This is a genomic window from Hymenobacter edaphi, from assembly GCF_003258365.1.
Taxonomy (GTDB): Bacteria; Bacteroidota; Bacteroidia; order Cytophagales; family Hymenobacteraceae; genus Solirubrum; species Solirubrum edaphi.
The window spans coordinates 1511561-1536977 of sequence record NZ_QHKM01000001.1 but is presented as its reverse complement, the minus strand read 5'-3'; the positions used below and the strand labels follow the sequence as shown (position 1 = coordinate 1536977).

Genomic DNA, 25417 nt, shown 5'->3' with positions numbered 1-25417 from the left:
ATGATTAAGAATGAAGAATTAATAACTAAGAATGAAGCCTTTTTGCGGTGGGTATCAAGCCGGTAGTGTTTGGAAGCAGTGCCTTCCGGGAACGACAAATCGGAACCCCACCAATTATTAATTCTTCATTCTCAATTACTAATTACCTCACCCACCGCTGACGGGCGGAATCAGGGCAATTTCGTCGCGCTCGTGCAGCTGGGTGTCGGGCTGGGCGTATTCGTTATTGACGGCCACGGCGAGGCTGCGCAGCTGGCCCAAAGCGGGGAAGGACTGGTGCAGCCCGGCCAGCAGCTCCTGCACCGACTGGCCCGCGGGCACGGTCAGCTCCAACTGGGGACTCCCGACGATTTCGCGGGTGATGCCGAAGAGGGCAATGGTTAACTTCATGGGGCCTTAACCGGAAAAGCGGCCGGTTGGGTTGCGAAATTCGCCGAAATCGAACACAAATGCCGCCCGGCCGTTGTTGGGAGCACGCGGCCGCTGCCCCGGCGCCCGCCCCGCTTCTGCATCCATGACTGAATCCGCTTCGCCCGTTTTGTTCGACAGCCACGGCCGCCCCCTGGAGTACCTGCGCCTGGCCGTGACGGACCGCTGCAACCTGCGCTGCTTCTACTGCATGCCCGCCGAAGGCATTGAGTACGTGCCCAAGCAGCAGCTGCTCAGCTACGAGGAGATGGAGCGGCTGGTCGGCCTCCTGGCTGGGCTGGGCGTGCGCAAGGTGCGCCTGACGGGCGGGGAGCCGTTCGTGCGCCGCGACTTGGTGCCTTTTATGGAGCGCCTGAGCCAGCTGCCGGGCATCACGGAGCTGACGCTGACCACCAACGGCGTGCTCACCGCCCCGCACGTGCCGGCCCTGGCCCGCATGGGCGTGCGCGCCGTCAACCTCAGCCTCGACACGCTCGACCGCAGCCGCTTCGCACGCATCACCCGCCGCGACGAGCTGCCGCGGGTGCTCGACACGCTCTACGCCCTGCTGGCGGCCGGTATTCGCGTCAAAATCAACGCGGTGGTGATGGATGGGCAGAACACCGAGGATTTGCTGCCCTTGGCCGAGCTAACGCGGGAGCTGCCCGTCGACGTGCGCTTTATCGAGGAAATGCCCTTCAACGGCGGCTCGCACGAGGCTACCGCGGCCACGCTGCCGTGGAATCACCGCCGCATCCGGGAGCACCTGGAGCAGTACTTCGGCGCGCTCCTGCCCGAGCCCACCCGCCCCGGCGACACGGCCTCGCACTACGCGGTAGCGGGCCACGCGGGCCGGCTGGGCATCATCGCGGCCTACTCGCGCACCTTCTGCGGCACCTGCAACCGCATCCGCCTCACCGCCGAGGGCAGCGTGAAAACCTGCCTCTACGACCAGGGCGGCCTCGACCTGCGGGCCCTGCTGCGCGGCGGCGCCTCCGACGAGGAGGTGCGCGCCGCCCTGCGCCAGGCCTTTTACCAGCGCGCCGCCAACGGCTTCGAGGCCGAGCAGCGCCGGCCCCTGCACCAGCTCAGCTTCGAGTCGATGTCGACGATTGGGGGGTAGAGGGACGAATCCCGCGGCCGCCGTGCGTAGCTTGCCGGGCCCGATTTCCGGGCCATTTGGTTTAGCTTGATGAAACTGCTGCTTATCCTGCTCGGCGCGGCGCTGAGCCTGTACGTGCTGGTCTGCCTGCTGCTCTACTTTCAGCAGGAGCGCCTGCTGTTCTTCCCCGCGAAGCTGCCCGCCGATTACCGTTTCCGCTTTCCCGGCCGCTGGGAGGAGCGGTGGACCACGGCGCCCGACGGCACGCGCCTGCACGGCCTGCTGTTTCATACCGAGGCGCCGCGCCGGGGGCTGGTGTTCTACCTGCACGGCAACGGCGGCGCCCTCGACAGCTGGGGCGAAGTGGCCCCGCTCTTCACCGCGCTGGGCTACGACGTGTTTCTGCTTGATTACCGCGGCTACGGCAAAAGCCAGGGCCGCATCAGCACGGAAAACGAGCTGCTGACCGACGCCGACGCCGCGTACCGGCAGCTGGTGGCTGAGTACCCCGAAGACCAGACCGTGGTGCTGGGTTACTCGCTGGGCACGGGCCCGGCAGCCTGGCTGGCGGCCCGGCACCGGCCGCGGCTGCTTATTCTGCAGGCCCCGTACTACAGCATGCAGGACATGGCCCGCAGCCACTATCCCTGGGTGCCCGGCTTTCTGGTGCGCTACCCGCTGCGCACCTACGAGGTCTTGCCGCGCGTGGCGGCGCCGGTGGTGCTCTTCCACGGCGACCGGGACGAGGTTATCTACCCCGGCTCTTCCCAGCGGCTGCGGGCCCTGCTCCGGCCCACCGACCGGCTGATCGTGCTGCCCGGCGCCGGGCACAACGGCATGACCGACAACCCGCGCTACCGGCAGGCGCTGCGCGGGCTGCTGGCCGGGCAATAGAAGAGGGGCGCCGCCGTTCAAACCGAAAAAATCCGCATTTTGCGGGGGCGTCACCTTTCCGTCCCGTTGCCATGCCTATTCCAACCGTTCACGAGTTTGCAGCCGCGCTGCACGCGTCCGCTGCCGATGCTGAGTCCGCGGAGCTTGCTGTACTGAGCAATCCGCTGCTGACGGCATTCGAAGAAGTAAAGTCGTTTCGCCCGCTGAGCGTGCGACTGGTAAAGGCGCCCTGGGAGGGGACGGCGCTGGCTTTCGAAGCCTCCTGGCCCGATACGCACGCGCTGGTGGTAGCTGCCCGCGTGTCGGCCGAGCACGGTACCTCGGCCCAGCTGATGCTGCGCCGGGCCGGGCAGACGATTTACGCCGTCAACTCCACCCCCGAGCAATTGGCTACCGACGTGGCCCAGTGCCTCGGGCGCCACATCCGCTACCACCACGCGGCGCCCGCCGCCGCCCCGGCCCCCAGCCCCGACGTCAGTCCGGCCCAGTCGGCCTAAGCTATTCGGCAATGCCTAAACCAACGCCCAACGCCCGCGGTAACGCTGCGGGCGTTGGGCGTTTGCGGTTTCAGAAAGGGCTCAATGGCTGGCAATTCGGTTCAAATGGTTATTTGCCCAGGCCCACCCAGCCGCGCCGCATGGCGTAGTACACCGCGGTGCCCACCGCCAGGCCCACCAGGTAGCCGTAGGGCAGGCCCCAGCACAGCAGGCCCACCAGCAGCACCAGCAGCAGGCCGGCGCGGGTGTCGGCCACGTCGCGCAGCAGCGCGGCCAGCGTGAGGGCTTCGAAGAGCAGGAGCACGCCCAGCACCGGCAGGGGAAAAATCTGCACTACCTGCTGAAAGCCCTGGCTGAAGAACAACCCCAGCACCAGAAACAGGCCGCCGTAGAGCAGCACCGAGCCGCCCGTGCGCGCCCCAAAGGCGTAGTGTCCGGCCAGCCCGCCCGAGCCGTGGCACACCGGAAAGCCGCCCAGCAGCGGGTTCACCAAATTCATCAGGGCGTAGGTGAAGCTGATCTGGCGCACCGTGATGGCGCGCTCCGGAAAGTGGTCGTGCAGCACCTGCCGGGTGGCCAGGATGGAGTTGCCGAGGGAAAGCGGAATCTGCGGCAGGGCCAGCAGCACGGCGCCGGCCACCACATCGGGCCAGGTGGGGGCGTGCGGGGTAGGCAGGTGCAGGCCGAGGGCGCGCTGGGCGGTGCCAAGGTCGAGCTTGAACAGCAGGCCGTAGGTCACGCCCAGGCCGATGACCAGCAGCGCCGCCGGCACGCGGCGGTTGCCGAGCAGCACCACCGTAATCAGAAAGGCCACGGCCGCCAGCACGTAGCCGCCCAGCCCGTCGGCAGGTACGTATTCCTTGAGGGCCAGGGTGGCGAGCTGCAGGGCCAGCCCCAGCTGAATGCCACGCACCACCGGCTTGGGCACCAGCCGCGCCAGCGCGTCGATCAGGCCGGTTACGGTTAGCAGCAGCATACCCGCGCCAATGGCCAGCCCGCCGCCGAAGATGAGGCGCCCCGGCAGCTTTTGGGCAATGACCAGCGCGGCAAAGGCCTTGAGCGGCTGCACCGGCATGGGCAGCCCGTACCACAGTCCCGAAAACACCTGCATCAGCCCGAACATGATGAGCACCCCGGCCGCGTCGACGTCGGAGGCGGCGATGATGCCGATGAGCAGGGGCAGGTCGGTGCCCAGGTCGCCGAAGGCGCCGGCCAGCTCGTTGCGGTCGAAGCGGATGCGGGGGCGGGCGGGTGGCGTAGCGGTTTCGGGCATAAGGCAGTGAACTGGCGCTGGTTTGGCAACGGAAAGCGGCGCAACCAGGGCCCAACATAAGGCCGGGTTTCGGCCTGCGGCTGAGCACAAACAGCCCTGGCATACGAGCAGGGCCTTTACGCAGGCTGAAAACCTGCTTTATTTCCGGCACGGATTCCGCCGCTGCGCGGCTAAACCGACACCGGCCGCTACCCAGCTGCTACGGGCTCAGGCCTCCGTCCAGGCCAGGAGGCCGCCTTCCAGGTTCTGCAGGTTGCGGAAGCCAAACTCCGTCTGCAACTGCTGAATGGCGCGGCGGCTGCGGGCGCCGGAACGGCAGTACACCACCACCGGCTGCTCGCGGGGCAGGGCGGCCACGCCGGCGGCCAGCTGGCCCAGCGGCAGCAGCCGGGCGCCGGGCAGGTGCTGCGCCTCGAATTCGGCCGGTTCGCGCACGTCGAGCAGGAAGGGCGGGGTGGGGGAGTGCAGCCACGCCCGCAGCTCGGCAGCGGTGATGCCGTTGGTGGGCGGGGCGGCGCAGCCGGGGTCGTGGTAGTCGGCGGGGTTGGCGGTGTCGGTCGTTATCAGGCTGCGCTCGGGGTGACGGGCAAAGCGCAGGGTGCGCGTCTGCATGGTCAGCGCGTCGAGCACCCATAGGCGGCCGCTGAGCACTTCGCCCAAATCGAGCACCACCTTCAGCGCCTCGGAGGCCTGCACCGTGCCGATGAGGCCGGGCAGCACGCCCAGCACGCCGGTGGCGTCGCAGTTGGGCGCCTCGGCGGCACCCGGCGGCTCGGGAAACAGGCAGCGGTACGTGGGCCCGCCGCGGTAGTTGAACACCGATACCTGGCCCTCGAACTTGTAGATGGCGCCCGACACCAACGGTTTGCCGAGCAGCACGCAGGTGTCGTTGAGCAGGTAGCGGGTCGGGAAGTTGTCGGAGGCGTCGACCACGAGGTCGTAGGCGGCCACTAGCTCCAGCACATTGGCCAGGCTCACGCGCACGGCGTGTACCTCGCAGCGCACCAATGGGTTGAGGCGCTGCACCTCGCGGGCGGCGGTGGCGGCTTTGGGCTGGCCGAGGTCGGCGGGGCCGTAGAGAATCTGGCGCTGCAGGTTGCTGAGCTCCACCTGGTCGGCATCGGCCAGGCCGAGGGTGCCCACGCCGGCAGCGGCCAGGTACTGCAGCACCGGGCAGCCCAGGCCGCCTGCACCCACCACCAGCACCCGGGCCGCGCGCAGCTTCAGCTGGCCCGCCTCGCCGATTTCGGGCAGCTGGAGGTGGCGGCGGTAGCGGTGGCGTTCATCGGGCGTAAGCATGGTGGTGGGGTGACACGTAACAGGTAACTCGTGACAGGCTCGGTGGAAGGGCGGAAATGTACGGGCCGGCGTACGTGCTGAACTGCCGGACGCGGGGAAAGGTTGGCGCGGCGGATAACATATGCCCGCCGCCGCAGGTTGGCAGAAGGTGCCGCCGACCAGTTGCTGCGCCGATTCGCCCCCGGGCCTGAGCTGCCGAATAACCCGGCAGGCGCCGCCAAACCCCAATCAGCAGGCTGCCGTTGCCTACCTGTCACCTGTCACCTGTCACCTGTCACCTCACCATGCCTGCTCCCGTTTTTCTGCCGCCCACCAGCTACGAATACGCCCGCGTGCAGCGCGTGCAAGGGGAGGCCCGCACTCCGGCCGACGACGTGCTGGCCGCCGAAGAGCCGCTGGAAATCCGCCTGGGCTACGGCCCGAGCGGGCAGCGGGAGCACCGCACCCTGGCCGTGACCATGCGCACCCCCGGCCACGACGAAGAGCTGGCCGCCGGCTTCTTGCTCACCGAGGGCCTGATCCGGCGCCGCGAGGAGCTGCTGGGCGTGCGGCCCTGCCCCGACGTGCAGAAGCCCGAGGAGCAGGGCAACGTGGTGCGCGCCGAACTGGCCGCCGGCCTGCCCCTGGACCTGCCGCGCCTGGAGCGGCACTTCTACACCAGCAGCAGCTGCGGCGTGTGCGGCAAAACCAGCATCGAAGCCGTGCACGCGGCCGCCTGCCCGGTGCTGCCCGCCGACGGCCCGCTGATTGCGGCCCCGGTGATTCACCAGCTGCCCGAGCGGCAGCGCGAGGCCCAGGCCGTGTTCGAGCAAACCGGCGGGCTGCACGCGGCGGCGCTGTTTTCGCCCGAGGGCGAATTGCTGCTGCTGCGCGAAGACGTAGGCCGCCACAATGCCCTCGACAAGCTCATCGGCGCGGCCCTGCTGGCCGGGCAGCTGCCCCTGCACCGGCACGTGCTGCTGGTGAGCGGCCGGGCTTCCTTCGAGCTGGTGCAGAAGGCCGCCGTGGCCGGTATCGGCGTGCTGGCCGCTGTGGGCGCCCCCAGCTCCCTGGCCGTGCAGGCCGCCCAGGATTTCGGCATGACCTTGCTGGGCTTCGTGCGCCAGCAGCGGTACAATATCTACACGCACCCGTGGCGGATTACGTAGGACGGTAGCGCGGGCTTTAGCCCGCGTCCGGCAGATAATACTTCCCAATCGTTCAACGACAATCGTGCGCGCTGACGCGGGCTAAGGCCCGCGCTACACGCCACTGCGCATCATCGCCCACCCGTAGCTCCGTGAAACTCCGCATCGAAGACAACACCCTGCGCCTGCGCCTTTCCGAGGAGGAGGTGGCGCAGTTTGCCCGGGCTGGCCGGGTGGCCGCCGCGGTGCCGCTGGCGCCCGGCCCCGATGGTCAGCTCACCTACGCCCTGCAGCTCACCGACGACGATTCTACCGCCGCCGCGCAGGCCTTGCGCGTGGCCTACACGCCCGGTTCCTTATCCGTGCTGGTGCCCGCCGCGCTGGCCCAGGCCTGGCTGGAACCGGCCGAAATCAGCCTCGCGGGTACCGTTGATATGACGGACGGGCAGGAGCTGCGTATACTGGTCGAGAAAGACCTCGGCTGCCGTCACTGAAGAGGTGACAGGTGACCCGTCGTCACCGACGGTAGCCGGCCATTTCGTAATCCATTCCCATCCACCGAAATAAAAGCCTCCCGCAGTCGTCAGGCTCCCCGCTCCCCCTGGAGAGGGGCCGGGGGGTGAGGCTCCCACCATGGAAAAGTCGCCCGCCCAAGACCCCAGCCAATCCGGCAAATCCAACGAGCAGCACGCGGCCAGCAACGTGCCCAGAAGCGGCGAGCGGCCCAGCCAGGGCACCGCACCCGTAGCCGACCACGAGGACCCGGGCGGCAAGCCCGACGCCGATAAGCGCATTATGGAAGCCCCCGATACCCTTGGGGCCAAGCACAAATACCCCGTGCTGGCCCAGCCGCCCGAAGACTTCACCGGCCTCACCCTCACCAAGCCCAGCAAAGTGGCCGCGGGCCTGCAGGCCGTCATCAAAAGCATGGAGTTCAGCTGGGGCGAGGCCGGCCTGGGCCGCGGCACCCACGCCCTGCTCAAGCTCAACCAGACCGACGGCTTCGACTGCAGCAGCTGCGCCTGGCCCGACCCCGACACCCACCGCTCGGTGGCCGAGTTCTGCGAAAACGGGGCCAAGTCGACGGCTTCCGATGCCGACCACCGCACCATCGGGCCGGACTTTTTCGCCCAGCACAGCGTGGCCGACCTCTCGCGCTTCACCGACCGCGACCTGAACAACGCCGGCCGCATCACCCACCCCTTGGTGCTGCGCCCCGGCGCCACGCACTACGCGCCCATTGCCTGGGAAGAAGCCTTTAAGCTGATCGGGGAGAAGCTCAACGGGCTGAAGTCGCCCAACGAGGCGGCGTTTTACACCTCCGGCAAGGTGCCCAACGAGCCGGCTTACGCCTACCAGCTATTCGTGCGTGAGTTCGGCACCAACAACCTGCCCGACTGCTCCAACATGTGCCACGAGTCGAGCGGCTCGGCCCTGACCAACACCGTGGGCCTCGGCAAAGGCTCGGTCACGCTCAACGACCTCTACGAGGCCGAGGTCATCCTCATCATGGGGCAGAACCCGGGCACCAACCACCCGCGCATGCTCACGGCCCTGCAGAAAGCCAAGCGCAACGGGGCCCAGATCATCAGCATCAACCCGCTGATGGAAGCCGGGCTGAACCATTTCCGCAACCCCCAGGACTTCCTGAACCCGCTGCGGGCCCTGGGCGCCCTGCTCGGCGACGGAACCCAGATAACCGACCTCTGGCTGCAGGTGCGCGTCAATGGCGACCAGGCGGTGCTGCGCGGCATCATGAAGTATTTGCTCGAAGCCGAGGAGCGCAACCCCGGCCAGGTCATCGACCACGACTTCATCCGCGAGTACGGGGCGCACTACGAAGAATTCCTCACCGAGCTGCACAACACCAGCTGGGAGGACATCGAGCAGATGAGCGGGGTGCCGCGGGCGCAGCTGCTCGAAGCGGCCAACATCATCGGGCCGAAAAAGAAGATTATCACCTGCTGGGCCATGGGCCTCACGCAGCAGAAAAACGCCGTCTACAGCATCGGCGAAATCGTGAACCTGCACCTGATGAAGGGCGCCATCGGTATTGCGGGCGCGGGCCTGTGCCCGGTGCGCGGGCACTCCAACGTGCAGGGCGACCGAAGCATGGGCATCTGGGAGCGGCCCAGCAAGGTGTTTCTCGACGCGCTGGAAAACGAGTTTGACTTCCAGCCCCCGCGGGCGCACGGCCTCGACTCGGTGGAAACGGCCAAGGCCATGCACGACGGGCGCGTCAAAGTATTCGTGAGCATGGGCGGCAATTTCCTCTCGGCCATGAGCGACACCGAGTTCATTGCCGAGGCCATGCGCCGGCAGGAGCTGACGGTGTTCGTGGCGCCCAAGCTCAACCGGGGCCACCTCGTCACGGGCGAGACTTCCCTGCTGCTGCCCTGCCTGGTGCGCGCCGAAATCGACACCCAGCGCAACGGCAAGCAGTTCGTGACCTGCGAAAACTCCATGGGCGTGGTGGAAGCCTCGCACGGCGTGCTGCAGCCCCTCGAAGGCCAGATGCTGAGCGAAACGGCCATCGTGTGCGGCATGGCCATTGCCACCCTGGGCGAGCAAACCACCACCGATTGGGTGGCCATGATGGAAAACTACGACGTCATCCGCGACCATATTGCCCGCACCATCAAGGGCTTCGAGGACTTCAACCAGAAAGTGCGCCGGCCGGGCGGCTTCTACCTGCCCAACGGCCCGCGCGAGCGGAAATTCACCACCGACAACGGCCGGGCCAACTTCACCGTCACCGCGTTCAAAAAGCACCAGCTGCTGCCCGATCAATTGGTGCTCTTCAGCATCCGCTCGCACGACCAGTTCAACACCATCATCTACGACTACAACGACCGGTACCGCGGCGTGTTCGGCGAGCGGCGCGTCATCTTCCTGCACCCCGAAGACATGCAGGCCCGGGGCATTCAGCCGCGGCAGCTCGTCAATATCACCAGCCACTTCGAGGGACAGCAGCGCCACGCCGAGCGGTTCGTAGCCATTCCCTACGATTTGCCCCGCGGCAACTGCGCCGCCTACTACCCCGAAATGAACGTGCTGGTGCCCGTGGCCAGCGTCGCCGACGTGAGCAATACGCCCACCTCCAAGTTCGTGGTAATAACGGTGGTGCCCCTGCCCGAAACCCTGCCCGAAGGCGAAACCAAGGCTCATCCGCTGCAGGCCGCTGCCGTCAGCAGTCGGTAAGAACGTATTTGGGATTAGAGGTTTTGGTCATGCTGAGCTCCGCGAAGCATCTCTGCCGCTTCGTCCGGGCTCGTTCAACGAAGCGGTAGAGATGCTTCGGCAAGCTCAGCATGACGTTCCGGGTTTTAAGGCCTGCATGATTTTCGGCGCATAAAAAAAGCCCGCGTGCAGCTTGCACGCGGGCTTTTTGGTTGAATCGGGCGGGCCGTTAGTTCTGCCGTTCGGCCAGGTTGCGCAGCTGCTCCACTACTTCGGCGGGGCCGCGGTACACGAGGCGGCCGTTCTGCAACTCGCCGGTGTAGACTTCCATTTCCGGGGCGGCGGCGCACAAGAACACCCGCAGGGATTCGCGGGCGCCGGGACGCACGAAGGTGATGCCCGGTTTGGCGTCGGGACCATCGGGCCAGGAAATCTGGTAAAAGCCGGTGGCGACGAGGTAGTTATCAAGCATAGGGTGGGGGAAATGTTCGGAGCCACAAGCATATTCCGTTCCTATATAGTTCCAACTCAGATAAATAGTAAAACACTTATTTTAGACGGCGCCTACTGCGAAGCCGGCTGGTCCTTTGCGGGCCCGCGGCCGGCTGGCGCCCCTGCCCGTACCGGCGGGCTTAGGCGCTGCCGCTAAGGCGGTTGGCTCCGAAGGCGGTCGGGCATACCGGGCAGCTGGCCCGGTTTTAGCGACCCGCAGAAGCTGCACAATTGAGCGGGCAACAAACGTTTGCGCTCCGATACGGCTGAGTCCAAACTACTTAGCCACCTAACTATCGGCGGGGTAGCTTACGTAGAAGCCCGAAAACCAACTCGCGCCAGGGACCAAACGACTATTGGATATGAGCACGCGCCTTCCAACCTCTCGGCTGCCCTTGCGCCCTCTCTCAACCTTTACGCTCAAGCCCCGGCCCCGGCCCGGGCTTCGCCATACAGTTCATGACGCAGGAACAACTACGCTTAGCCGCTTCCAAGACGGGGGAAGCCGCCTGGCTGAAATTCGGGCCCTACCTGACGGAGCGCCAGTGGGGCACCGTGCGCGAGGATTACTCCGCCCACGGCAACGCCTGGGACTTCGTGTCGCACAACATGGCCCGCAGCTACGCCTACCGCTGGGGCGAAGAAGGCCTCGGCGGCATCAGCGACGACCAACAGCTGCTGTGCTTCGGGCTGGGCCTCTGGAACGGGCAGGACCCCTTCCTGAAGGAGCGCCTGTTTGGTCTCACCAACGGACAGGGCAACCACGGCGAGGACGTGAAGGAGTGCTATTACTACCTCGATAGCACCCCCACGCACTCCTACATGAAGATGCTCTACAAGTACCCGCAGCGGGCGTTTCCGTACCGGCAGCTGCTGCTGGAAAACGCCCGCCGCTCGCGGCAGGAGCCGGAGTATGAGCTGCTCGACACCGGCATCTTCAACCAGGGCCGCTACTTCGACGTGTTCCTGGAATACGCCAAGGCCGGCCCCGACGACCTGCTCATCACCGTGACGGTGCACAACCGCGGCCCCAAAACGGCCCGCCTCGACGTGCTGCCGCAGCTCTGGTTTCGCAACACCTGGAGCTGGGGCTACGACAGCTACCGCCCCGAGCTGCGCGCCGCCGGCCCGGGCGAAATCCGGGCCGAGCACCGCGACCTGGGCCGCTACCACTTCTACTGCGAGCAGGCCGGGGAGCTGCTGTTCTGCGACAACGACACCAACGGCACCGTGCTCTACGAGCTGGAAGCCGGCCCCGACGAGTACTTCAAGGACGGCATCAACGACTACGTGGTGCAGGGGCGCCGCCGGGCCGTGAACCCCGCCCGCCGCGGCACCAAGGCCGCCGCCCACTACCAGCTCAAGCTGGCCGCCGGCGCCTCGCAGCAGCTGCGCCTGCGCCTGAGCCGGGCCGAGCTGGCCCAGCCCTTCGCCGATTTCGACCAGCTGTTTGCCCAGCGCCACACCGAGGCCGACGAGTTTTTCGACTGCCTGCAGGAGCAGCTGCCCGACCAGGACGCGCGCAACATTCACCGCCAGGCCCTGGCCGGCATGATGTGGAGCAAGCAGTTCTACTACTACGACGTGACGCAGTGGCTGCAGGGCGACCCGGGCAGCTTCACCCCGCCGCCCACCGGCCGCCGCCAGGGCCGCAACAGCAACTGGCCTCACCTGCACAACGCCGACATCATTTCGATGCCGGACAAGTGGGAGTATCCGTGGTACGCGGCCTGGGATTTGGCCTTCCACTGCGTGCCGCTGGCCGTGATGGACTCGGAATTTGCCAAAAACCAGCTGCGCCTGCTCACCCGCGACTGGTACATGCACCCGAACGGGCAGCTGCCGGCCTACGAGTGGAATTTCTCCGACGTGAACCCGCCCGTACACGCCTGGGCCACCTGGCGCGTGTACCAGATGGACAAAAAGCTCCACAACGGCCACGGCGACACCGTGTTTCTGGAGTCGGTGTTCCACAAGCTGATGCTGAACTTCACCTGGTGGGTGAACCGCAAGGACCGCAACAACCACAACATCTTCGAGGGCGGCTTCCTGGGCCTGGACAACATCGGCGTGTTCGACCGCTCGGCCCCGCTGCCCACCGGCGGCTACATCGAGCAGGCCGACGGCACCAGCTGGATGGCCATGTACGCCTTGAATCTGATGCGCATCGCGCTGGAGCTGGCCAAAACCAACCCGGTGTACCAGGACGTGGCCGCCAAGTTCTTCGAGCACTTCCTCTACATCGCCGAGGCCATGACGCGCGCCGGCGACGGGTCGTTCAACCTCTGGGACGAGGACGACGGCTTCTTCTACGACGTGCTGCACCTGCCCGACGATGAGCGCATCAAGCTGAAAGTGCGCAGCATCGTGGGGCTGATTCCGCTGTTCGCGGTGGAGGTGCTCGACGAGGAAATGCTGGAGGCCATGCCCGATTTCACCCGTCGCCTGCGCTGGCTGCTCGACAACCGCCCGCAGCTCTCGGCGCTGGTGTCGCGCTGGCAGGAGCCGGGCAAGGGCGAGCGGCACCTGCTGAGCCTGCTGCGCCGGCAGCGCCTGGAAAAGCTGCTCACCCGCATGCTCGACGAAGCCGAATTCCTCTCCGACCACGGCATCCGGGCGCTGTCGAAGCACCACGAGGAGCACCCCTACGTGTACAACACGCCCGAAGCCGACTTCGAGGTGCGCTACGAGCCGGGCGAGTCCAGCTCCGACCTGTTCGGCGGCAACTCGAACTGGCGCGGGCCGGTGTGGTTTCCCATCAACTACCTCATCATCGAGTCGTTGCAGCGCTTCCACTTCTACTACGGCGACTCGCTGACGGTGGAATACCCCACCGGCTCGGGCCAGTACCTGAACCTGAATGGCGTGGCCAATGCCCTGGCCGCGCGCCTGACCAGCATCTTCCGCCGCGACGAGCGGGGCCGCCGCCCCGCCTTCGGCCACTACGAGCTGTTGCAGCGCGACCCGCACTTCAAGGACTACCTGCTCTTCCACGAGTACTTCCACGGCGACGACGGCCACGGCCTCGGCGCCAGCCACCAAACCGGCTGGACGGGCCTGGTGATGCGCCTGCTGCAGCCGCTGGCGCCCATCGGCGGGGCCATCGAGCGGCCTCAGCCGCAGCAGGAGAGCGTGCGGCGGTAGCGAGCTGTTACCTTCGAGAGGATGAAGCCACTTGTTGTCCTCTCGGTGTTTGGGGGCCTTGCTTTGGGGTCTTGTGCGCGGCGGCCGGTTTACGTGCGCTTCAAAAACGATTCCCCGGAAACGTTCGTCCGCATGCAGGCAAACTTGATGGGTCAAGTCTTTGCATTTGACTCCTTATGGCCTGGTCAGCTTACCCGAACGGTGGCCGTCGATGACACCTACGACTACTGCTGGCTGCAAGTCGTCACTGCCAATGACACGCTGCTGTTTCGCCCCATTGATTACGTGGGCGAAAAACTGTACCGCTCGGGCTAGCTGGTAATTAAGGTGCGCATCGACACCGTTATCAACCGCCGCGGAGTACAAGTGCGGGGATTGAACATGATTTCGAATGCGTGGCGGCGTAAGCTTTTCAGGCAATAAATAGCGCCGGGGCTTTGGGCAACGGCTACTGAAACGGCTGCATCTTGCGTCCCGAAAGGCGGCTGCGAGTGCCGCTTCGGTCATTCATTTGTTTCGCCAGTGCGCCTATTCCTGCTCTGTCAGCTCACCGCTCTGCTAGGGCCTGCCGTGGTGCTGGCTCAATCCTCGGCCGCCCCGCCGGCCCTGCCCATCCACGACAGCCCGCCGCGCCTCAACGACCTGGTGCACACCCGCCTGGCCCTGCGCTTCGACTACGCCCGGCGCTACGCCTACGGGCAGGAGTGGGTGACGCTCCGGCCGCACGCCTACGCCACCGACTCGCTGCTGCTCGACGCCAAGGGCATGGATATCAAGGCCGTGGCTTTGGTGCAGGGTGCGGGCCAGCAGCCGCTCAAGTACCACTACAACGGCCGGCAGCTGCGCATCGGGCTGGATAGGGCGTATAAGCCCGGGGAGGCGTACACCGTCTTTCTCGACTACGTGGCCCGGCCCGACGAGCTGGGCGCCAAGGGCAGCGCCGCCATCCGCGACGCCAAGGGGCTGTACTTCATCAACCCCGACAGCGCGGTGGCCGGCAAGCCCCGGCAGATCTGGACCCAGGGCGAGACGGAGGCTTCCTCGGTGTGGTTTCCGACCATCGATAGGCCCAACCAGAAAACCACCGCCGACATCAGCCTGACGGTGCCGGCTCGCTACGTGACGCTGAGCAACGGTCTGCTGGTCGGTCAGAAAACCAACGGCGACGGTACCCGCACCGACCAGTGGCAGCAGGCGCAGCCCCACGCGCCCTACCTGTTCATGCTGGCCGTGGGCGACTTCCGCATCCGGCGGGAGCAGTGGCGCGGCAAGGAAATCAGCTATTACCTGGAGCCGCAGTACGCCGCCCAGACTCAGGCCATTTTTGGCCGCACGCCCGAGATGCTGGAGTTTTTCTCGCAGAAGCTCGGCGTGGAATTTCCCTGGGCCAAGTACGCCCAGGTGGTGGTGCGCGACTACGTGTCGGGGGCCATGGAAAATACCAGTGCCTCGCTATTCGGGGAGCATGCCCAGGGCTCGGCCCGCGAGCTGCTCGACTGGGAATACGCGCTGGTGGAGCGCGAAATTGCCCACGAGCTGTTTCACCAGTGGTTCGGCGACTACGTGACCTGCGAGAGTTGGGGCCAGCTGACGGTGAACGAGTCATTCGCCAACTTCAGCGAAGTGCTCTGGGCCGAGCACAAGCTGGGCCCCGACGCCGCCGGCCGCCAGGCCTACCGCTCCCTGCGCACCTACCTGGCCAACCCTGCCAACTTCACCAAGCCGCTGGTGCGCCGCCAGTACGCCGACCAGGAGGACGTATTCGACGCCGTGACCTACCAGAAGGGCGGGCGCATTCTGCAGCTGCTGCGCCACGAGCTGGGCGAGGACGTGTTCTTCCGCGGCCTCAACCTCTACCTGACCCGGCAGGCCCTGGGCACCGGCGAAGCCGAACAGCTGCGCCTGGCCCTGGAAGACGCCTCCGGCCGCGACCTGACCAACTTCTTCCAGCAGTGGTACTACCGCCCCGGCCACCCCGTCGTCAGCGTCGACTACGGCCCCTGGGACGCGGCTACCAAAACCCAACCGGTGACCCTGCGCCAGACCCAGGGCGGCACGCCCTACGAGCTGCCGCTGGACGTAGACGTGTACGCCGGCCCGGGCGCCCCGCAGCGGCACCGGCTGCGGCTGCGCGAGGCCACGCAGACCTTTCAGCTGCCAGCCCCGGTGCGGGCCGATTTGGTGAACGTCGATGCCGAGAACGTGCTCGTCTGGCAGAAAACCGACAACAAGCCGCTCAGCGCCTTTGTCTACCAGTACCGGCACGCCCCGCGCTACCTCGACCGCCTCGAAGCCATCCTGGCCTGCGCGGCGCACCCCGAAGACGCGGCGGCCCGCCAAACCCTGCTGGCCGCGCTCAGCGACAAGTATTACGCCCTGCGCTGGACGGTGCTGGAAAACCTGGACCTGGTAAAGCAGCCCGCCCTACGCGCCACGGTGCTGCCCACCGTGCGCCGCCTCGCCGCCCACGACCCCAGCCCGCAGGTGCAGGCCGAGGCGCTGAAGGTGCTCGGGAAACTGGGCGAGAAACGCGACGCCCGCCTGTTCGCCAAAGCCCTCGACCACCGCTCCTACACCGTGCAGGGGGCCGCTCTGCAGGCCCTGGCCGCCGTGGATTTGCCGCAGGCCGTGCGCCGGGCCGCGGTGCTGCAGGCCGACCACCGCGCGCCCCTGAGCGCGGCCCTGGTGGCCGTGTACGCCCAAGCCGGCGAAGTAGCCCGGTTGCCCTTCGTGCTGGCGCAGGTGCAGGCCGCCGCGCCCCTGGCCCGCCTGAATATGCTGCCCAGCCTGGCCCAGTTGCTCGTCCGCGCGCCCGATGAGGCCGCGTTTCGGGCGGGGCTGGCTCCGTTTCAGCAGATGGGCATCGAGTACAAGCCGTTCATTGGCCCCCAAATCCTGACCATGCTGCAGAACCTGCGCACCCAGATGGCCGCCAGTCCCGTTGCGGCCCCGGCCCGGCAGGCCATCGACGAGGTGGTGCGCGCCATCGAACAAACCAAGTAAGGCCGGCTGCCGAAGCTGTTTTTCAATGAAAAGCCCGATCCTGCCGGCAGGATCGGGCTTTTCATTGAGCACGCGGTACTAGCGCGGCGCGCCCGGGGCGGGCTTAGCTGCGGGCGTCCTTTTTGGCCACCACGTTGAAGTTCAGCGTGAAGTTGTCGTCGATGACCTTGTCGGCGGCGGTGTCCAGCAAAGACTTCGAGCGGAACTTGATGTCGAACTTGGTGCGGTCGACGGTGGCTGTGCCCGAGGCGGCGGCCACGCCATCCTTCACGCCCACCTTGGCCGGGAAGCTGATGGCCTGGGTGATGCCCTTGATGGTGAGGTTGCCCGTCACTTCGGCGTTGTTGCCGGCGGCGTCGGGCTTGGTGGTTTTCAGGCTGGTGATGACGAAGGTGGCCGTGGGATTCTTCTCGGTGCTGAAAAAGTCGTCGGACTTCAGGTGGGCCAGCAGACGCGGGCTCTGGGAGTCGGCCACCGTCAGGCCGGCCACGTCGAAGGTGAACGTGCCGCCCACAATCTGCTTGCCCTTCACCTGCACCGCGCCTTCTTTCAGGGGCACCGCGCCGTTGTGCTGGCCGCCCACTTTCTTGGCCACCCAGCCCAGGGTGCTCAGCTGCGGCTGTGCGGCGTAGGTTTCGGCGGCGTCTTTGCGGCTTACGGCGGAGCCGGCGGGGGCCAGCGGGGTGGTGAACGAGGGCAGCGTGAGCAGAGCGGCTGCGGTCAACAGGGGGAGTACCAGGTTTTTCATGCGGGGTAGAGGGATGTGAGAAGGGAAACGTCGGGATTGTCGGCGAAGATAAACCAGCGGGCTCAACCTCCGGCGGTTTCTCCGCCGCACTCGGAGCGCCGGGCTCACCTGGTTGCCTGGCGGGGCCAGGAAGGTGCTGCACCGTAACTCCCGCCGACTGCCGGCGTTACAGGCAATTCCCGCATTCCGCCGCCCTGATGCTGTTTTTCTGGCTTTTTTCCTAAACCCCAACGTGTTTATCCTGTGCGGCGCGGCCTGCCTGCTGGGCCTGTTTGGGGGCTTGCCCCTGTTGCTGCGCCGGGCCGGCCGCGGCGCCGGGGCGGTTCCGACCGAGGGCGAAGTGCTGAACTTCACAGAACACGAGCACGACCCGGACGCGGGCCCCTTCGGCACGCGCGTACTGGTGCGCTTTCGCACGGCGGCCGGACACACCATCGGGGCGGCAGCGGGAGGAAGATTCTGGGGGCAGCCGCCTTTCTGCCGCGGGCCGCGGGTAGCGGGGCGCTACCACCCGGCCAATTCCCGGCCGGTGGTCATGCCCACCGTCGAGGCCGCTCGGCGCACCTTCCGGGTTGTCGTGTTCTGCCTGGTCGGGGCGGGGTTGCTGGGGCTGAGCGTGCTGCTGTTCCTGCTCAGCGCGCTACGGCCCGGGGCCTGAGGAGCAGGCAGCCGGCGCCGTATGTGCCGCTGGCCGTACCTTGCCCCGCATCATGCCCGACACTTCAACCCCGCCCGTCATCCGCGTCCGCGGCCTCACCAAACGCTTCGGCCCGCGGCGGGTGGTCGACGACGTATCCTTCGAGCTGGCTGCCGGCGAAACGCTGGTGCTGCTCGGCCCCTCGGGCTGCGGCAAAACCACTCTGCTCAAAATGCTCAACCGCCTCGTGGAGCCCGACGCCGGCACGGTGGAAATCAACGGGCAGGACGTGCGGCGGCAGCGCCCCGAGCAGCTGCGCCGCGGTATGGGCTACGTGATTCAGCAGGTGGGCCTGCTGCCGCACTACTCCGTGGCCGACAACGTGGCCGTGGTGCCGCGCCTGCTCGGCCACGCGCCGGCCGCCATCGAGGCCCGCACCCGCGAGCTGCTCACCCGCCTGCACCTGCCCCCGGCCGAGTACGCGGGCCGCTTTCCGCACGAGCTGTCGGGCGGGCAGCAGCAGCGCGTAGGGCTGGCCCGGGCCCTGGCCGCCGATCCGCCCATCATCCTGCTCGACGAGCCCTTCGGTGCCCTCGACCCGGTGGTGCGCGCCGGCATCCGCCGCGACTTCCGCGAGCTGCCCGAGCTGCGCGGCAAAACCGCGGTGCTCGTCACCCACGACGTGGCGGAGGCCTTCGAGCTGGCCGACCGCATCCTGCTGCTCGACGCCGGCCGGGTGCAGCAGCTGGGCCGCCCGCGCGAGCTGCTGCTGCGCCCCGCCAACGACTTCGTGCGCCGCTTCTTCGCCGCCGAGCGGCTGGCGCTGCAGCTGCGCACCTTCACCCTGGCCGAGGTGCAACCGTATCTGCCCGCGGCCCCGGCGCTGCCCGCGCTGCATCAGCTGCCGGCCCACACCTCGGTGCAGGCGGCGCTGGAGCAGCTCACCGCCGCCGACCCGGGGGGCGCCGCCGTCGGCCCGCTGATGCATGCCTTTCACCACGCCCTGCAAGCCGCTTCCGCATGAACCTACTGAGCGAACTGCTGGACTTCTGGCGCCTGCAGGCCGATAAGCTGGCCGCGCAAACCCTGCAGCACATCGGCCTGACGGCCGCCGCCGTGCTGCTGGCCGTGGCCCTGGGCGTGCCGCTGGGCCTCTGGCTCACGCGCCGGCCGCGCTGGGCGCCGCTGGTGCTGGGCGTGGCCGGCGCCCTGCAAACGGTGCCCAGCATTGCCCTGCTCGGCTTTCTGATTCCCTGGCTGGGCATCGGGGCCGCGCCGGCCATCGTGGCCCTGCTGCTCTACTCGCTGCTGCCCATCATGCGCAACACCGTCGCCGGCATCCGGGGGGTGAGCCCGGCCGTGGTGGAAGCCGCCCGCGGCCTGGGCCTGACCGACGGGCAGGTGCTGCGCCGGGTGGAGCTGCCGCTGGCCCTGCCGGTGCTCATGGCCGGCATCCGTACGGCCGCGGTTATCGGGGTGGGGGTGGCCACGCTGGCGGCCTACGTGGCGGCGGGCGGCCTGGGCGAGTTCATCTTCGGCGGCATTGCCCTAAACAATCCGGTGATGATTCTGGCCGGGGCCCTGCCTGCCGCCGCGCTGGCCCTGGCCTTCGACGGCGCCCTGGCCGCCGTGCAGCGCCTGAGTTTGCGCCGCCTGCCGCGGGTGGGAGCGACGCTGCTGGGGCTGCTGCCGCTGCTGGGCGCCCTGTACCTGCTGCCGGGCGCCGCGGGCCGGCTGCGGGCCGGCTTCAGCCCCGAGTTTGTGGGCCGTGCCGATGGGCTGCCCGGCCTGCAGCGCGCCTACGGCCTGCGCCGCCTGCCCAGCGTGGTGCTGGCCCCGGCCCTGGTCTACGAAGCCGCCCGCGCGGCCGACGTGGACGTCATCGACGGCTACAGCACCGACGGGCGCATCCGGGCCTACGGCCTGCTGGTGCTGCGCGACGATAGGCGCGTGTTTCCGCCCTACTACGCCGCCCCGGTGCTGCGGCCGGCGCTGCTGCGGGCCCACCCCGAGCTGCTGCCGGTGCTCAGCCAGCTCAGCGGGCAGCTCTCCGATTCGGCCATGACCGAGCTGAACTACCGCGTCGATTACCGGCACGAGGAGCCCCGGGCCGTGGCCGAAGCCTGGCTGCGCCGCCGCGGCCTCTGGCGGGCCCCGCGCCCCGGCGTGCCGGGCGCCGCCACGGTGCGGCTGGGTTCCAAAATCTTCGGCGAGCAGTACATCCTGGCGGAAATGTACGCGGCCCTCATTCGCGGCCACACCGACCTGCAGGTGCAAACCAAAACCGGCCTGGGCGGCACCACCATCTGCTTCGAGGCCCTGCGCTCCGGCGCCATCGATATGTACCCGGAGTACACCGGCACCGGCCTGCAGGTGCTGCTGCAGCCTCCGCCCGCCGTGCTCGACTCCCTGGGCGGCCGGCCGGCGGCGGTGTTCGAGTACGTGCAGCGGGAGTTTCGGCGGCGCTACGGGCTGCAGTGGCTGCCGCCGCTGGGCTTCAACAACACCTACGCCCTGCTGATGCGCCGCCGGCAGGCCCGCCAACTGGGCATCAGCTCGTTGTCGGAGCTGGGGGCGTACCTGGGGCGCTGAGCCGGCCGGCCCGGTTATGTTTTCCTGCCGGCCGAAAAAAGCGCGGCCGCCGGCCGCTGCGCCCTCACGGGCATTCGGGCAGCACGATGGGCGGCGTGCTGGCAATGACCTCGCTGCTGGTGGCGCTGGTGTTGCGGTGCAGGTAGAAGTAGCAGGTAATCGGGCGCTTGAGGCTGGCGTTGCCCAGAACCTGCGTCATGGAGTAGCTCAGCGTGAGCGTGTCGCGGCGCTGGGTGACGGCCCGCTCCCCGTCGAGGCCCCGCGAAAACGTGCGGCCCGGGTTGGTGGTGGCGAATTTGATCGATACGGTGTAGCCGTAGGCCGACTGCTCGCGGGGGCCGAGGCGGTAAGCCAGTTTCGCCGTCAGCAGCGAGGCGGGCTTCAGGCAGGCCGGCCGGTCCAGGCTCAGCAGCCGCAGCTTGTTGCCCTCGGCAACCAGGGGCGGCGGGGCCGGCTCGGGGCGCAGCAGGGCAATCAGCGGATAGGCGAGCAAGCGGAATACAGGTAGCAGCATGCCCTAAAGGAAGCGCAAAAGTCCCGGACGCGGGCGCTATTCCACCCCGAGCACGGTGGCGCCGTTGCGCGGGTCCTCGGCGCGGCTGAGCTTTTTGTCGTGCACCACGATGGTCAGCTCCACCGAGCCGGTGCCCACCTCCAGGGCCAGCAGGTGGCCGCCCACGGGCACGAAATTCTTATCGGCCCCCACGCCGTGCAGGTGCAGGGCGGGCTGGCCGTCTTTCCAGGCAATGCTGCCGGTGAGGCTGGCCAGCTCCAAGTCGCGGAAGGCTTTGGGCGCGTAGGTTTTGGTTTGGGCGTTCCAGAAGCCGAAGGTGGGGTGGCCGAAGCCCAGGCCGGTGAGGCTGGCGCTGGGAATGTTTTCGCGCAGGGCCAGCTGCTCCAGCTCGCGCAGCACGTCGTCGCCCTGGCGCAGCACCAGCAGAAAGCCGGTGGGCGTGCGGGTGTATTTCGGGTGGGCAGCCGGGGCGGCAGACGTAGCGGGCATGGGGCGGGCGGTTTGGGCGTGGGCGGCCCCGGCGAGGCAGCCGCTGAGGCCGAGCAGCAGGAACAGGTGACGCATGGGGCGGCGGGTAAAGCAGAGCCGGGGGGTATACTGCTCTGCCGCGCGCAAAGGTTGCCGCTCAGCCCAGGCGCAGTTGGTCGTGGTAGGCCGCCCCCACGGGCACCGTGTGGCCCTGCACGCGCACCTGGTGCCGCTCGATGCGGTCGACGTGGCCGGTGGCCACCACGAAGGAGCGGTGCACGCGCGCAAACTGCCCGGGCGGCAGCAGGGCCAGCACCTCCTGCATGGTGAGGCGGGCGAGCAGGCGGCGCCCGGCGGTCAGGGCGAAGGTGACGTAGTTGCCGGCCGCCTCCACGTAGAGGATGTCGGCGTGGTGCACCTTCACCTGCTCGTAGCCGGTTTTCAGAAACAGGTAGTCGCGCGGGGGCGGGGCGGCAGGGGCCTGGCGCAGCAGCAGGCGCTCCTGGGCGCGGTTGCAGGCCTGCACGAAGCGGGCCAGCGCGAAGGGCTTCAGCAGGTAATCCACCGCGTCGAGCTCGAAGCCCGTCACGGCGTGCTCGGCGTAGGCGGTGGTGAAGATGATGAGCGGGCGCGTGGGCAGGGTGCGCACCAGCTCCAGGCCCGAAATATCGGGCATGTTGATGTCGAGAAACAGTACGTCCACCGGCTCGCGCTGCAGGTAAGCCAAGCCCTGGAAGGCGTCGGTGAAGCCGGCGGCCAGCTCCACGAAGGGCACCTTGGCGGCCAGGGCGCGCACCACGTCCAGGGCAATGGGCTCGTCGTCGATGGCAATGGCTTTCATGGGCGGCAAGGTAACGAGCGGAGTAAGCAGCGACAATCCGGCCGCCGGGTAAAAACGCCTGATTGCGCCTCAATCGTTGCTGGGAGTGGCGGCAAGATGGGGCGAGCAGCCAACCACGACCGTTCTGCCGCTCGCAGAGAGGAACATACGCCTCTCTGCAAGCGGCAGAATCACCGGTTTACAATTGCAGCGTCAGGTGCACGAAATACTCGTCGAGGCTGCGGCGGATGATGAGTTCGTGCCGCTCGGGGTAGAGCAGCAGCAGACGCTGGCGCACGTTGCGGAGCCCGATGCCGCCGGGCTCGTCGGCCGGGCCGGGCGCCGGGCGGGCGTGCACGCTGTTGTACACGTCGAAGTACAGCGTGCCGTGCTCCACGTGCAGCGTCACCTTGATCCACGACGGATGCTGCAGGCTGATGCCGTGCTTGAAGGCGTTTTCCACGAAGGGAATCAGCAGCATGGGCGCAATCTGGGCCGCCGGGGGAGCCTCGCTCAGGCTGGTGGTGATGCGAATGGCGGGGGAGGTGGCCGTGCGCAGGGTCTGCAGCTCGATGTAGTTGCCGAGGTACTCGACTTCGCGCGCGAGCGGGATGAAGGGCTGGTGGTTTTCGTGGAGCATGAAGCGCATCATGTCGCCCAGCAGCTGAATGCCGTGGGCCGTCCGCTCGCCGTTTTCCTGCAGGGCCGTGCCGTAGAGCGTGTTCAGGGCGTTGAAGAGGAAATGCGGGTTGATCTGGGAGCGAAGCAAATCCAGCGAGGCCGTGGAGTGGCCCAGCTCCTGCTGCAGCCCGGCCACGGCCTGGTGGCGCCGCAGCCGCCGGCGGTAAATCAGCCACGACAGCGGCGCCGTTAGCAGCAGGTGAAAAAACACCTGAAACACGCTGAAGCCCACCATCACCTCCGGGTCGCCGGTGAGGATGAGCACCACCAGCCCCACCGGCACCACCGAGGCCACCAGCACCAGGAAAGCCTTCAGCCAGTAGCTGCCGAACGGCCGCGGCCACGCCAGCGCTGCCGGAATCAGCCAGCGGCTGGCCACGGCGTGAAACAGCACCGCCACGGCCAGCAGTGTGCCCCCGTAGAGCTGCGGCTCGTGGGGCGCGCCGATGGCGACCAGAAACAACAAAGCCATAAACCAGAGCGCCAGGCCCAGCAGCAGGTCGCGGGCAATGGGGCGCGGGGCGCTGGGCGGGGCGTCGGGGCCGGGGGCAAACAGGTCGTGGAAGCTGGCGGGGAAGGACAAGGCCGACATGGGACGGGAAAAAACGGGCGAAACGGCAGCCGGCCCCGGCACTCGGGGCCTTTCGGGGGCAAGGATACGGCCGCCCCGGCCCGGCCGAAACCCGCTGGGACGAACAGCCGCGAAAATGGGACGAATAGCCGACTGGCCAGGCTGGCGCCGGCCGCAGCAGCCCCGGCGGCGCCTGGCCGAACTACCGGCCGCGCGGCCGGGGCGCCGCTTCCCGGAATTCGGCGCGTGCCCCGGCCGCGCGGCCGGCTGCAACAATCTGGCAGCTGCACGCGCCACCGGCGCCGGCCGAAGCGCCGCGGCCCGCGGGCGGCAGGCTGCCAATGGAGCGCCAAAACGGCTTATATTCGGGCTTCATCAGCCACACGTGCAGCACCAGCCTTACGCCGACGTCTTGCGGCATTCCCCCGATTTTGTGGTGCGCTACCGCTTTTATACCCCGGAAGAAGGCGGCCGCTGGCAGCTGCCGGTGCAGGGCGTGCGCTTCGATTTCACCTACGCCGATAAAGCCCTGAACGGCCCGTCGGTCTGGATGATCTGGCCGGAGCTTGAGGACGAAACGGGCGCTGTGATACGGGATAAAACGGAGCCGGTGCCCGCAAGCGGAACGGCGCGCATGTGGATCATCAACGCGGCCAACCGCTACCTGCACCAGGGCAAAATCAGCCTCGGCACCAAGGGGTATTTTATGGAAGGCACCCGGCGCGTGGCCGCGTGCGAGGTCATCGAAATAGCGGGCCTGCTCACCAATCCGCAACCACCCCGGCCGCCCGCGGCTCCGGCGCCCCGGCCCGGCACCCGCCGGCGCAAAAGCCGGGCCTGAGCGGCCGGGCGGCGGCCCCGGATGGGCCCGGCGCGGGGCAGCAACAGCCGGCACCCGCCGCCCCGGGCCGGAAAGCAGCCGGCTTTGGCTTACTTGCGCTCCACTTATTCCCGCACGTATGCTTGAGTTTTTTGGTCGAGGGCGGCGGCTGAGCCGCTGGCTGGGGGGCCTGGGGCTGCTGGCCAGCTGGCCGGGGCAGGCCGCCGCGCCCGCCGCCCCGCCGCGGCCGGTGGTCATCCTCTTCGTGGGCAACAGCTTCACGCACGGCAAGTACCAGCCGGTGCTGCAGTACAACGCGGCCGGCGTCACCGACGAAAACCACAACCTGCCCGCCGGCAACCCGCGCCGCCCCCGCTACGCCCACGAGCCCGGGCCCTGGGGCGGCATTGCGGGCATTTTCCAGCGGCTCACCGCCGAAGCCGGCCTGCGCTACGAGGTGCACCTGGAAGCCGTCAGCGGGCAGACGCTGCAGTTTCACCACGACAGCGCCCGCAGCGTTATCGACCGGCCCGCTGGCTGGGACGCGGTGGTGCTGCAGGAGTACAGCACCCGCCCGCTGCCCGTGCGCCGCCGCGGCCAGCCCGCGCTGTTTGCCGATTACGCCACCCGCCTGGAGCAGCTGGTGCACGCCCGCAACCCCCGGGCCCGGGTGTTCCTCTACCAGACCTGGCCCCGCGCCGACCAGGTGTACCCCGCCGCCGCGCCCTACTACGGCCTGCCCCTGGATTCGATGACCCGGGACCTGCACCGCGGCTACTACGCCCTGGCCCGGCAGAATCGCCGCATCAAGGCCGTGGCCCCGGCCGGCGACGCCTGGCTGCGCGCCGTGCAGCAGGGCGTGGCCCAGCGCAACCCCTACGCGCCCGAAGCCGGCAAAGTCGACCTCTGGGGCGCCGACCATTACCACCCCGGCAACGCGGGCGCCTACCTCAATGCCTGCGTGCTCTTCGCCCAGATTACCGGCCGCGACCCGCGCCGCCTCGGCCCCCGGGAACAGGCCGCCGCCGACCTCGGCCTGAGCCCCGACGTGGCCCGGCAGCTGCAGCGCGTGGCCTACGAGCAGGTGAAAGCCGGGCGCAAGGCGCAGTAGCCGCGCCCGGCACGGCGCCCGGCGGCGCTGCGCTGG

The 25417-nt window shown here is 68.0% G+C and carries 23 protein-coding genes; 14 read left to right on the top strand and 9 right to left on the bottom strand.

Annotation, left to right across the window (positions count from 1 at the left end):
- Nucleotides 1–147 precede the first annotated feature (147 nt).
- Complete coding sequence (moaD, locus tag DLM85_RS06395) at nt 148–390, bottom strand: molybdopterin converting factor subunit 1 (RefSeq protein ID WP_111477209.1); 243 nt, start codon at nt 388–390, stop codon at nt 148–150.
- Nucleotides 391–514: 124 nt separating this feature from the next.
- Between moaD and moaA the strand changes: the two genes are divergently transcribed.
- The 3 genes from moaA to DLM85_RS06380 all read left to right on the top strand — a co-directional run bounded on the left by moaA (nt 515) and on the right by DLM85_RS06380 (nt 2901).
- On the top strand, nt 515–1531 hold the full coding sequence (gene moaA, locus DLM85_RS06390) for a GTP 3',8-cyclase MoaA (RefSeq protein ID WP_111477208.1): 1017 nt from the start codon (nt 515–517) through the stop codon (nt 1529–1531).
- Nucleotides 1532–1600: 69 nt separating this feature from the next.
- A complete protein-coding gene (locus DLM85_RS06385) occupies nt 1601–2404 on the top strand; it encodes an alpha/beta hydrolase (protein WP_111477207.1) in 804 nt (267 codons plus the stop codon).
- A 71-nt stretch (nt 2405–2475) separates the two neighbouring features.
- On the top strand, nt 2476–2901 hold the full coding sequence (locus tag DLM85_RS06380; RefSeq protein WP_111477206.1) for a hypothetical protein: 426 nt from the start codon (nt 2476–2478) through the stop codon (nt 2899–2901).
- A gap of 109 nt (nt 2902–3010) precedes the next feature.
- On the opposite strand, the gene DLM85_RS06375 is transcribed toward DLM85_RS06380, so the two are convergent.
- Together DLM85_RS06375 and moeB are read right to left on the bottom strand one after the other, a co-directional pair.
- Nucleotides 3011–4174 (bottom strand): putative sulfate/molybdate transporter, encoded by a 1164-nt coding sequence (locus DLM85_RS06375; RefSeq protein WP_111477205.1) that lies wholly within the window; start codon nt 4172–4174, stop codon nt 3011–3013.
- A 207-nt stretch (nt 4175–4381) separates the two neighbouring features.
- Nucleotides 4382–5473, bottom strand: a complete 1092-nt coding sequence (gene moeB / locus DLM85_RS06370; protein ID WP_111477204.1) for a molybdopterin-synthase adenylyltransferase MoeB — start codon at nt 5471–5473, stop codon at nt 4382–4384.
- A gap of 284 nt (nt 5474–5757) precedes the next feature.
- Here moeB and fdhD point away from each other — a divergent pair, with 284 nt between their 5' ends.
- From fdhD to DLM85_RS06355, 3 genes are all read left to right on the top strand, one after another.
- Entirely contained in the window at nt 5758–6621 is an 864-nt protein-coding gene (fdhD, locus tag DLM85_RS06365; protein WP_111477203.1) for a formate dehydrogenase accessory sulfurtransferase FdhD, read from the top strand.
- Nucleotides 6622–6752: 131 nt separating this feature from the next.
- Nucleotides 6753–7094: a DUF7009 family protein gene (locus DLM85_RS06360; RefSeq protein WP_111477202.1), complete on the top strand. Its 342-nt coding sequence runs from the start codon at nt 6753–6755 to the stop codon at nt 7092–7094.
- 139 nt (nt 7095–7233) lie between these two features.
- Nucleotides 7234–9801: an FdhF/YdeP family oxidoreductase gene (locus tag DLM85_RS06355; protein ID WP_111477201.1), complete on the top strand. Its 2568-nt coding sequence runs from the start codon at nt 7234–7236 to the stop codon at nt 9799–9801.
- Nucleotides 9802–10009: 208 nt separating this feature from the next.
- Here DLM85_RS06355 and DLM85_RS06350 read toward each other — a convergent pair whose 3' ends face one another.
- Entirely contained in the window at nt 10010–10252 is a 243-nt protein-coding gene (locus DLM85_RS06350) for a hypothetical protein (RefSeq protein WP_111477200.1), read from the bottom strand.
- 479 nt (nt 10253–10731) lie between these two features.
- Between DLM85_RS06350 and DLM85_RS06345 the strand changes: the two genes are divergently transcribed.
- From DLM85_RS06345 to DLM85_RS06340, 3 genes are all read left to right on the top strand, one after another.
- Nucleotides 10732–13416 carry an MGH1-like glycoside hydrolase domain-containing protein gene (locus DLM85_RS06345; protein ID WP_111477199.1) on the top strand — a complete coding sequence of 895 codons (2685 nt, stop codon included), beginning with the start codon at nt 10732–10734 and terminating at the stop codon, nt 13414–13416.
- Between the two features lie 21 nt (nt 13417–13437).
- A complete protein-coding gene (locus DLM85_RS24995; RefSeq protein ID WP_133256936.1) occupies nt 13438–13731 on the top strand; it encodes a hypothetical protein in 294 nt (97 codons plus the stop codon).
- A 207-nt stretch (nt 13732–13938) separates the two neighbouring features.
- Complete coding sequence (locus DLM85_RS06340) at nt 13939–16419, top strand: M1 family metallopeptidase (protein WP_111477198.1); 2481 nt, start codon at nt 13939–13941, stop codon at nt 16417–16419.
- Between the two features lie 103 nt (nt 16420–16522).
- Here DLM85_RS06340 and DLM85_RS24990 read toward each other — a convergent pair whose 3' ends face one another.
- Nucleotides 16523–17167, bottom strand: coding sequence for a YceI family protein (locus DLM85_RS24990; RefSeq protein ID WP_133256935.1), 645 nt, complete (start codon nt 17165–17167; stop codon nt 16523–16525).
- Nucleotides 17168–17399: 232 nt separating this feature from the next.
- Between DLM85_RS24990 and DLM85_RS24985 the strand changes: the two genes are divergently transcribed.
- From DLM85_RS24985 to DLM85_RS06325, 3 genes are read left to right on the top strand one after another with little or no spacing between them, the layout of a single operon-like run.
- Entirely contained in the window at nt 17400–17825 is a 426-nt protein-coding gene (locus tag DLM85_RS24985) for a DUF3592 domain-containing protein (protein WP_133256934.1), read from the top strand.
- A 52-nt stretch (nt 17826–17877) separates the two neighbouring features.
- Complete coding sequence (locus DLM85_RS06330; RefSeq protein WP_207890966.1) at nt 17878–18828, top strand: ATP-binding cassette domain-containing protein; 951 nt, start codon at nt 17878–17880, stop codon at nt 18826–18828.
- Nucleotides 18825–20396, top strand: a complete 1572-nt coding sequence (locus tag DLM85_RS06325; protein ID WP_111477196.1) for an ABC transporter permease/substrate-binding protein — start codon at nt 18825–18827, stop codon at nt 20394–20396. Before DLM85_RS06330 ends, DLM85_RS06325 begins: the two co-directional genes overlap by 4 nt.
- Nucleotides 20397–20460: 64 nt before the next feature.
- On the opposite strand, the gene DLM85_RS06320 is transcribed toward DLM85_RS06325, so the two are convergent.
- The 4 genes from DLM85_RS06320 to DLM85_RS06305 form a co-directional block, all read right to left on the bottom strand.
- Entirely contained in the window at nt 20461–20910 is a 450-nt protein-coding gene (locus DLM85_RS06320; RefSeq protein ID WP_111477195.1) for a hypothetical protein, read from the bottom strand.
- Between the two features lie 36 nt (nt 20911–20946).
- Nucleotides 20947–21474, bottom strand: coding sequence for a PPC domain-containing DNA-binding protein (locus tag DLM85_RS06315; RefSeq protein ID WP_207890965.1), 528 nt, complete (start codon nt 21472–21474; stop codon nt 20947–20949).
- Between the two features lie 61 nt (nt 21475–21535).
- Complete coding sequence (locus DLM85_RS06310; protein ID WP_111477194.1) at nt 21536–22219, bottom strand: LytR/AlgR family response regulator transcription factor; 684 nt, start codon at nt 22217–22219, stop codon at nt 21536–21538.
- A gap of 178 nt (nt 22220–22397) precedes the next feature.
- Nucleotides 22398–23471, bottom strand: coding sequence for a sensor histidine kinase (locus DLM85_RS06305; RefSeq protein ID WP_111477193.1), 1074 nt, complete (start codon nt 23469–23471; stop codon nt 22398–22400).
- Between the two features lie 364 nt (nt 23472–23835).
- On the opposite strand from DLM85_RS06305, the gene DLM85_RS06300 reads away from it, so the two are divergent.
- Together DLM85_RS06300 and DLM85_RS06295 are read left to right on the top strand one after the other, a co-directional pair.
- Nucleotides 23836–24291 (top strand): hypothetical protein, encoded by a 456-nt coding sequence (locus tag DLM85_RS06300; RefSeq protein ID WP_207890964.1) that lies wholly within the window; start codon nt 23836–23838, stop codon nt 24289–24291.
- A gap of 118 nt (nt 24292–24409) precedes the next feature.
- Nucleotides 24410–25381, top strand: coding sequence for a DUF4886 domain-containing protein (locus tag DLM85_RS06295; RefSeq protein ID WP_111477192.1), 972 nt, complete (start codon nt 24410–24412; stop codon nt 25379–25381).
- Nucleotides 25382–25417: the final 36 nt, after the last annotated feature.

Excerpts from the sequence above, each read along its gene's own strand:
- moaD (WP_111477209.1), bottom strand. The coding sequence starts at position 390 with ATGAAGTTAACCATTGCCCTCTTCGGCATCACCCGCGAAATCGTCGGG.
- moaA (WP_111477208.1), top strand. The coding sequence starts at position 515 with ATGACTGAATCCGCTTCGCCCGTTTTGTTCGACAGCCACGGCCGCCCC.
- DLM85_RS06385 (WP_111477207.1), top strand. The coding sequence starts at position 1,601 with ATGAAACTGCTGCTTATCCTGCTCGGCGCGGCGCTGAGCCTGTACGTG.
- DLM85_RS06380 (WP_111477206.1), top strand. The coding sequence starts at position 2,476 with ATGCCTATTCCAACCGTTCACGAGTTTGCAGCCGCGCTGCACGCGTCC.
- DLM85_RS06375 (WP_111477205.1), bottom strand. The coding sequence starts at position 4,174 with ATGCCCGAAACCGCTACGCCACCCGCCCGCCCCCGCATCCGCTTCGAC.
- moeB (WP_111477204.1), bottom strand. The coding sequence starts at position 5,473 with ATGCTTACGCCCGATGAACGCCACCGCTACCGCCGCCACCTCCAGCTG.
- fdhD (WP_111477203.1), top strand. The coding sequence starts at position 5,758 with ATGCCTGCTCCCGTTTTTCTGCCGCCCACCAGCTACGAATACGCCCGC.
- DLM85_RS06355 (WP_111477201.1), top strand. The coding sequence starts at position 7,234 with ATGGAAAAGTCGCCCGCCCAAGACCCCAGCCAATCCGGCAAATCCAAC.
- DLM85_RS06350 (WP_111477200.1), bottom strand. The coding sequence starts at position 10,252 with ATGCTTGATAACTACCTCGTCGCCACCGGCTTTTACCAGATTTCCTGG.
- DLM85_RS06345 (WP_111477199.1), top strand. The coding sequence starts at position 10,732 with ATGACGCAGGAACAACTACGCTTAGCCGCTTCCAAGACGGGGGAAGCC.
- DLM85_RS24995 (WP_133256936.1), top strand. The coding sequence starts at position 13,438 with ATGAAGCCACTTGTTGTCCTCTCGGTGTTTGGGGGCCTTGCTTTGGGG.
- DLM85_RS24990 (WP_133256935.1), bottom strand. The coding sequence starts at position 17,167 with ATGAAAAACCTGGTACTCCCCCTGTTGACCGCAGCCGCTCTGCTCACG.
- DLM85_RS06330 (WP_207890966.1), top strand. The coding sequence starts at position 17,878 with ATGCCCGACACTTCAACCCCGCCCGTCATCCGCGTCCGCGGCCTCACC.
- DLM85_RS06325 (WP_111477196.1), top strand. The coding sequence starts at position 18,825 with ATGAACCTACTGAGCGAACTGCTGGACTTCTGGCGCCTGCAGGCCGAT.
- DLM85_RS06320 (WP_111477195.1), bottom strand. The coding sequence starts at position 20,910 with ATGCTGCTACCTGTATTCCGCTTGCTCGCCTATCCGCTGATTGCCCTG.
- DLM85_RS06315 (WP_207890965.1), bottom strand. The coding sequence starts at position 21,474 with ATGCGTCACCTGTTCCTGCTGCTCGGCCTCAGCGGCTGCCTCGCCGGG.
- DLM85_RS06310 (WP_111477194.1), bottom strand. The coding sequence starts at position 22,219 with ATGAAAGCCATTGCCATCGACGACGAGCCCATTGCCCTGGACGTGGTG.
- DLM85_RS06305 (WP_111477193.1), bottom strand. The coding sequence starts at position 23,471 with ATGTCGGCCTTGTCCTTCCCCGCCAGCTTCCACGACCTGTTTGCCCCC.
- DLM85_RS06295 (WP_111477192.1), top strand. The coding sequence starts at position 24,410 with ATGCTTGAGTTTTTTGGTCGAGGGCGGCGGCTGAGCCGCTGGCTGGGG.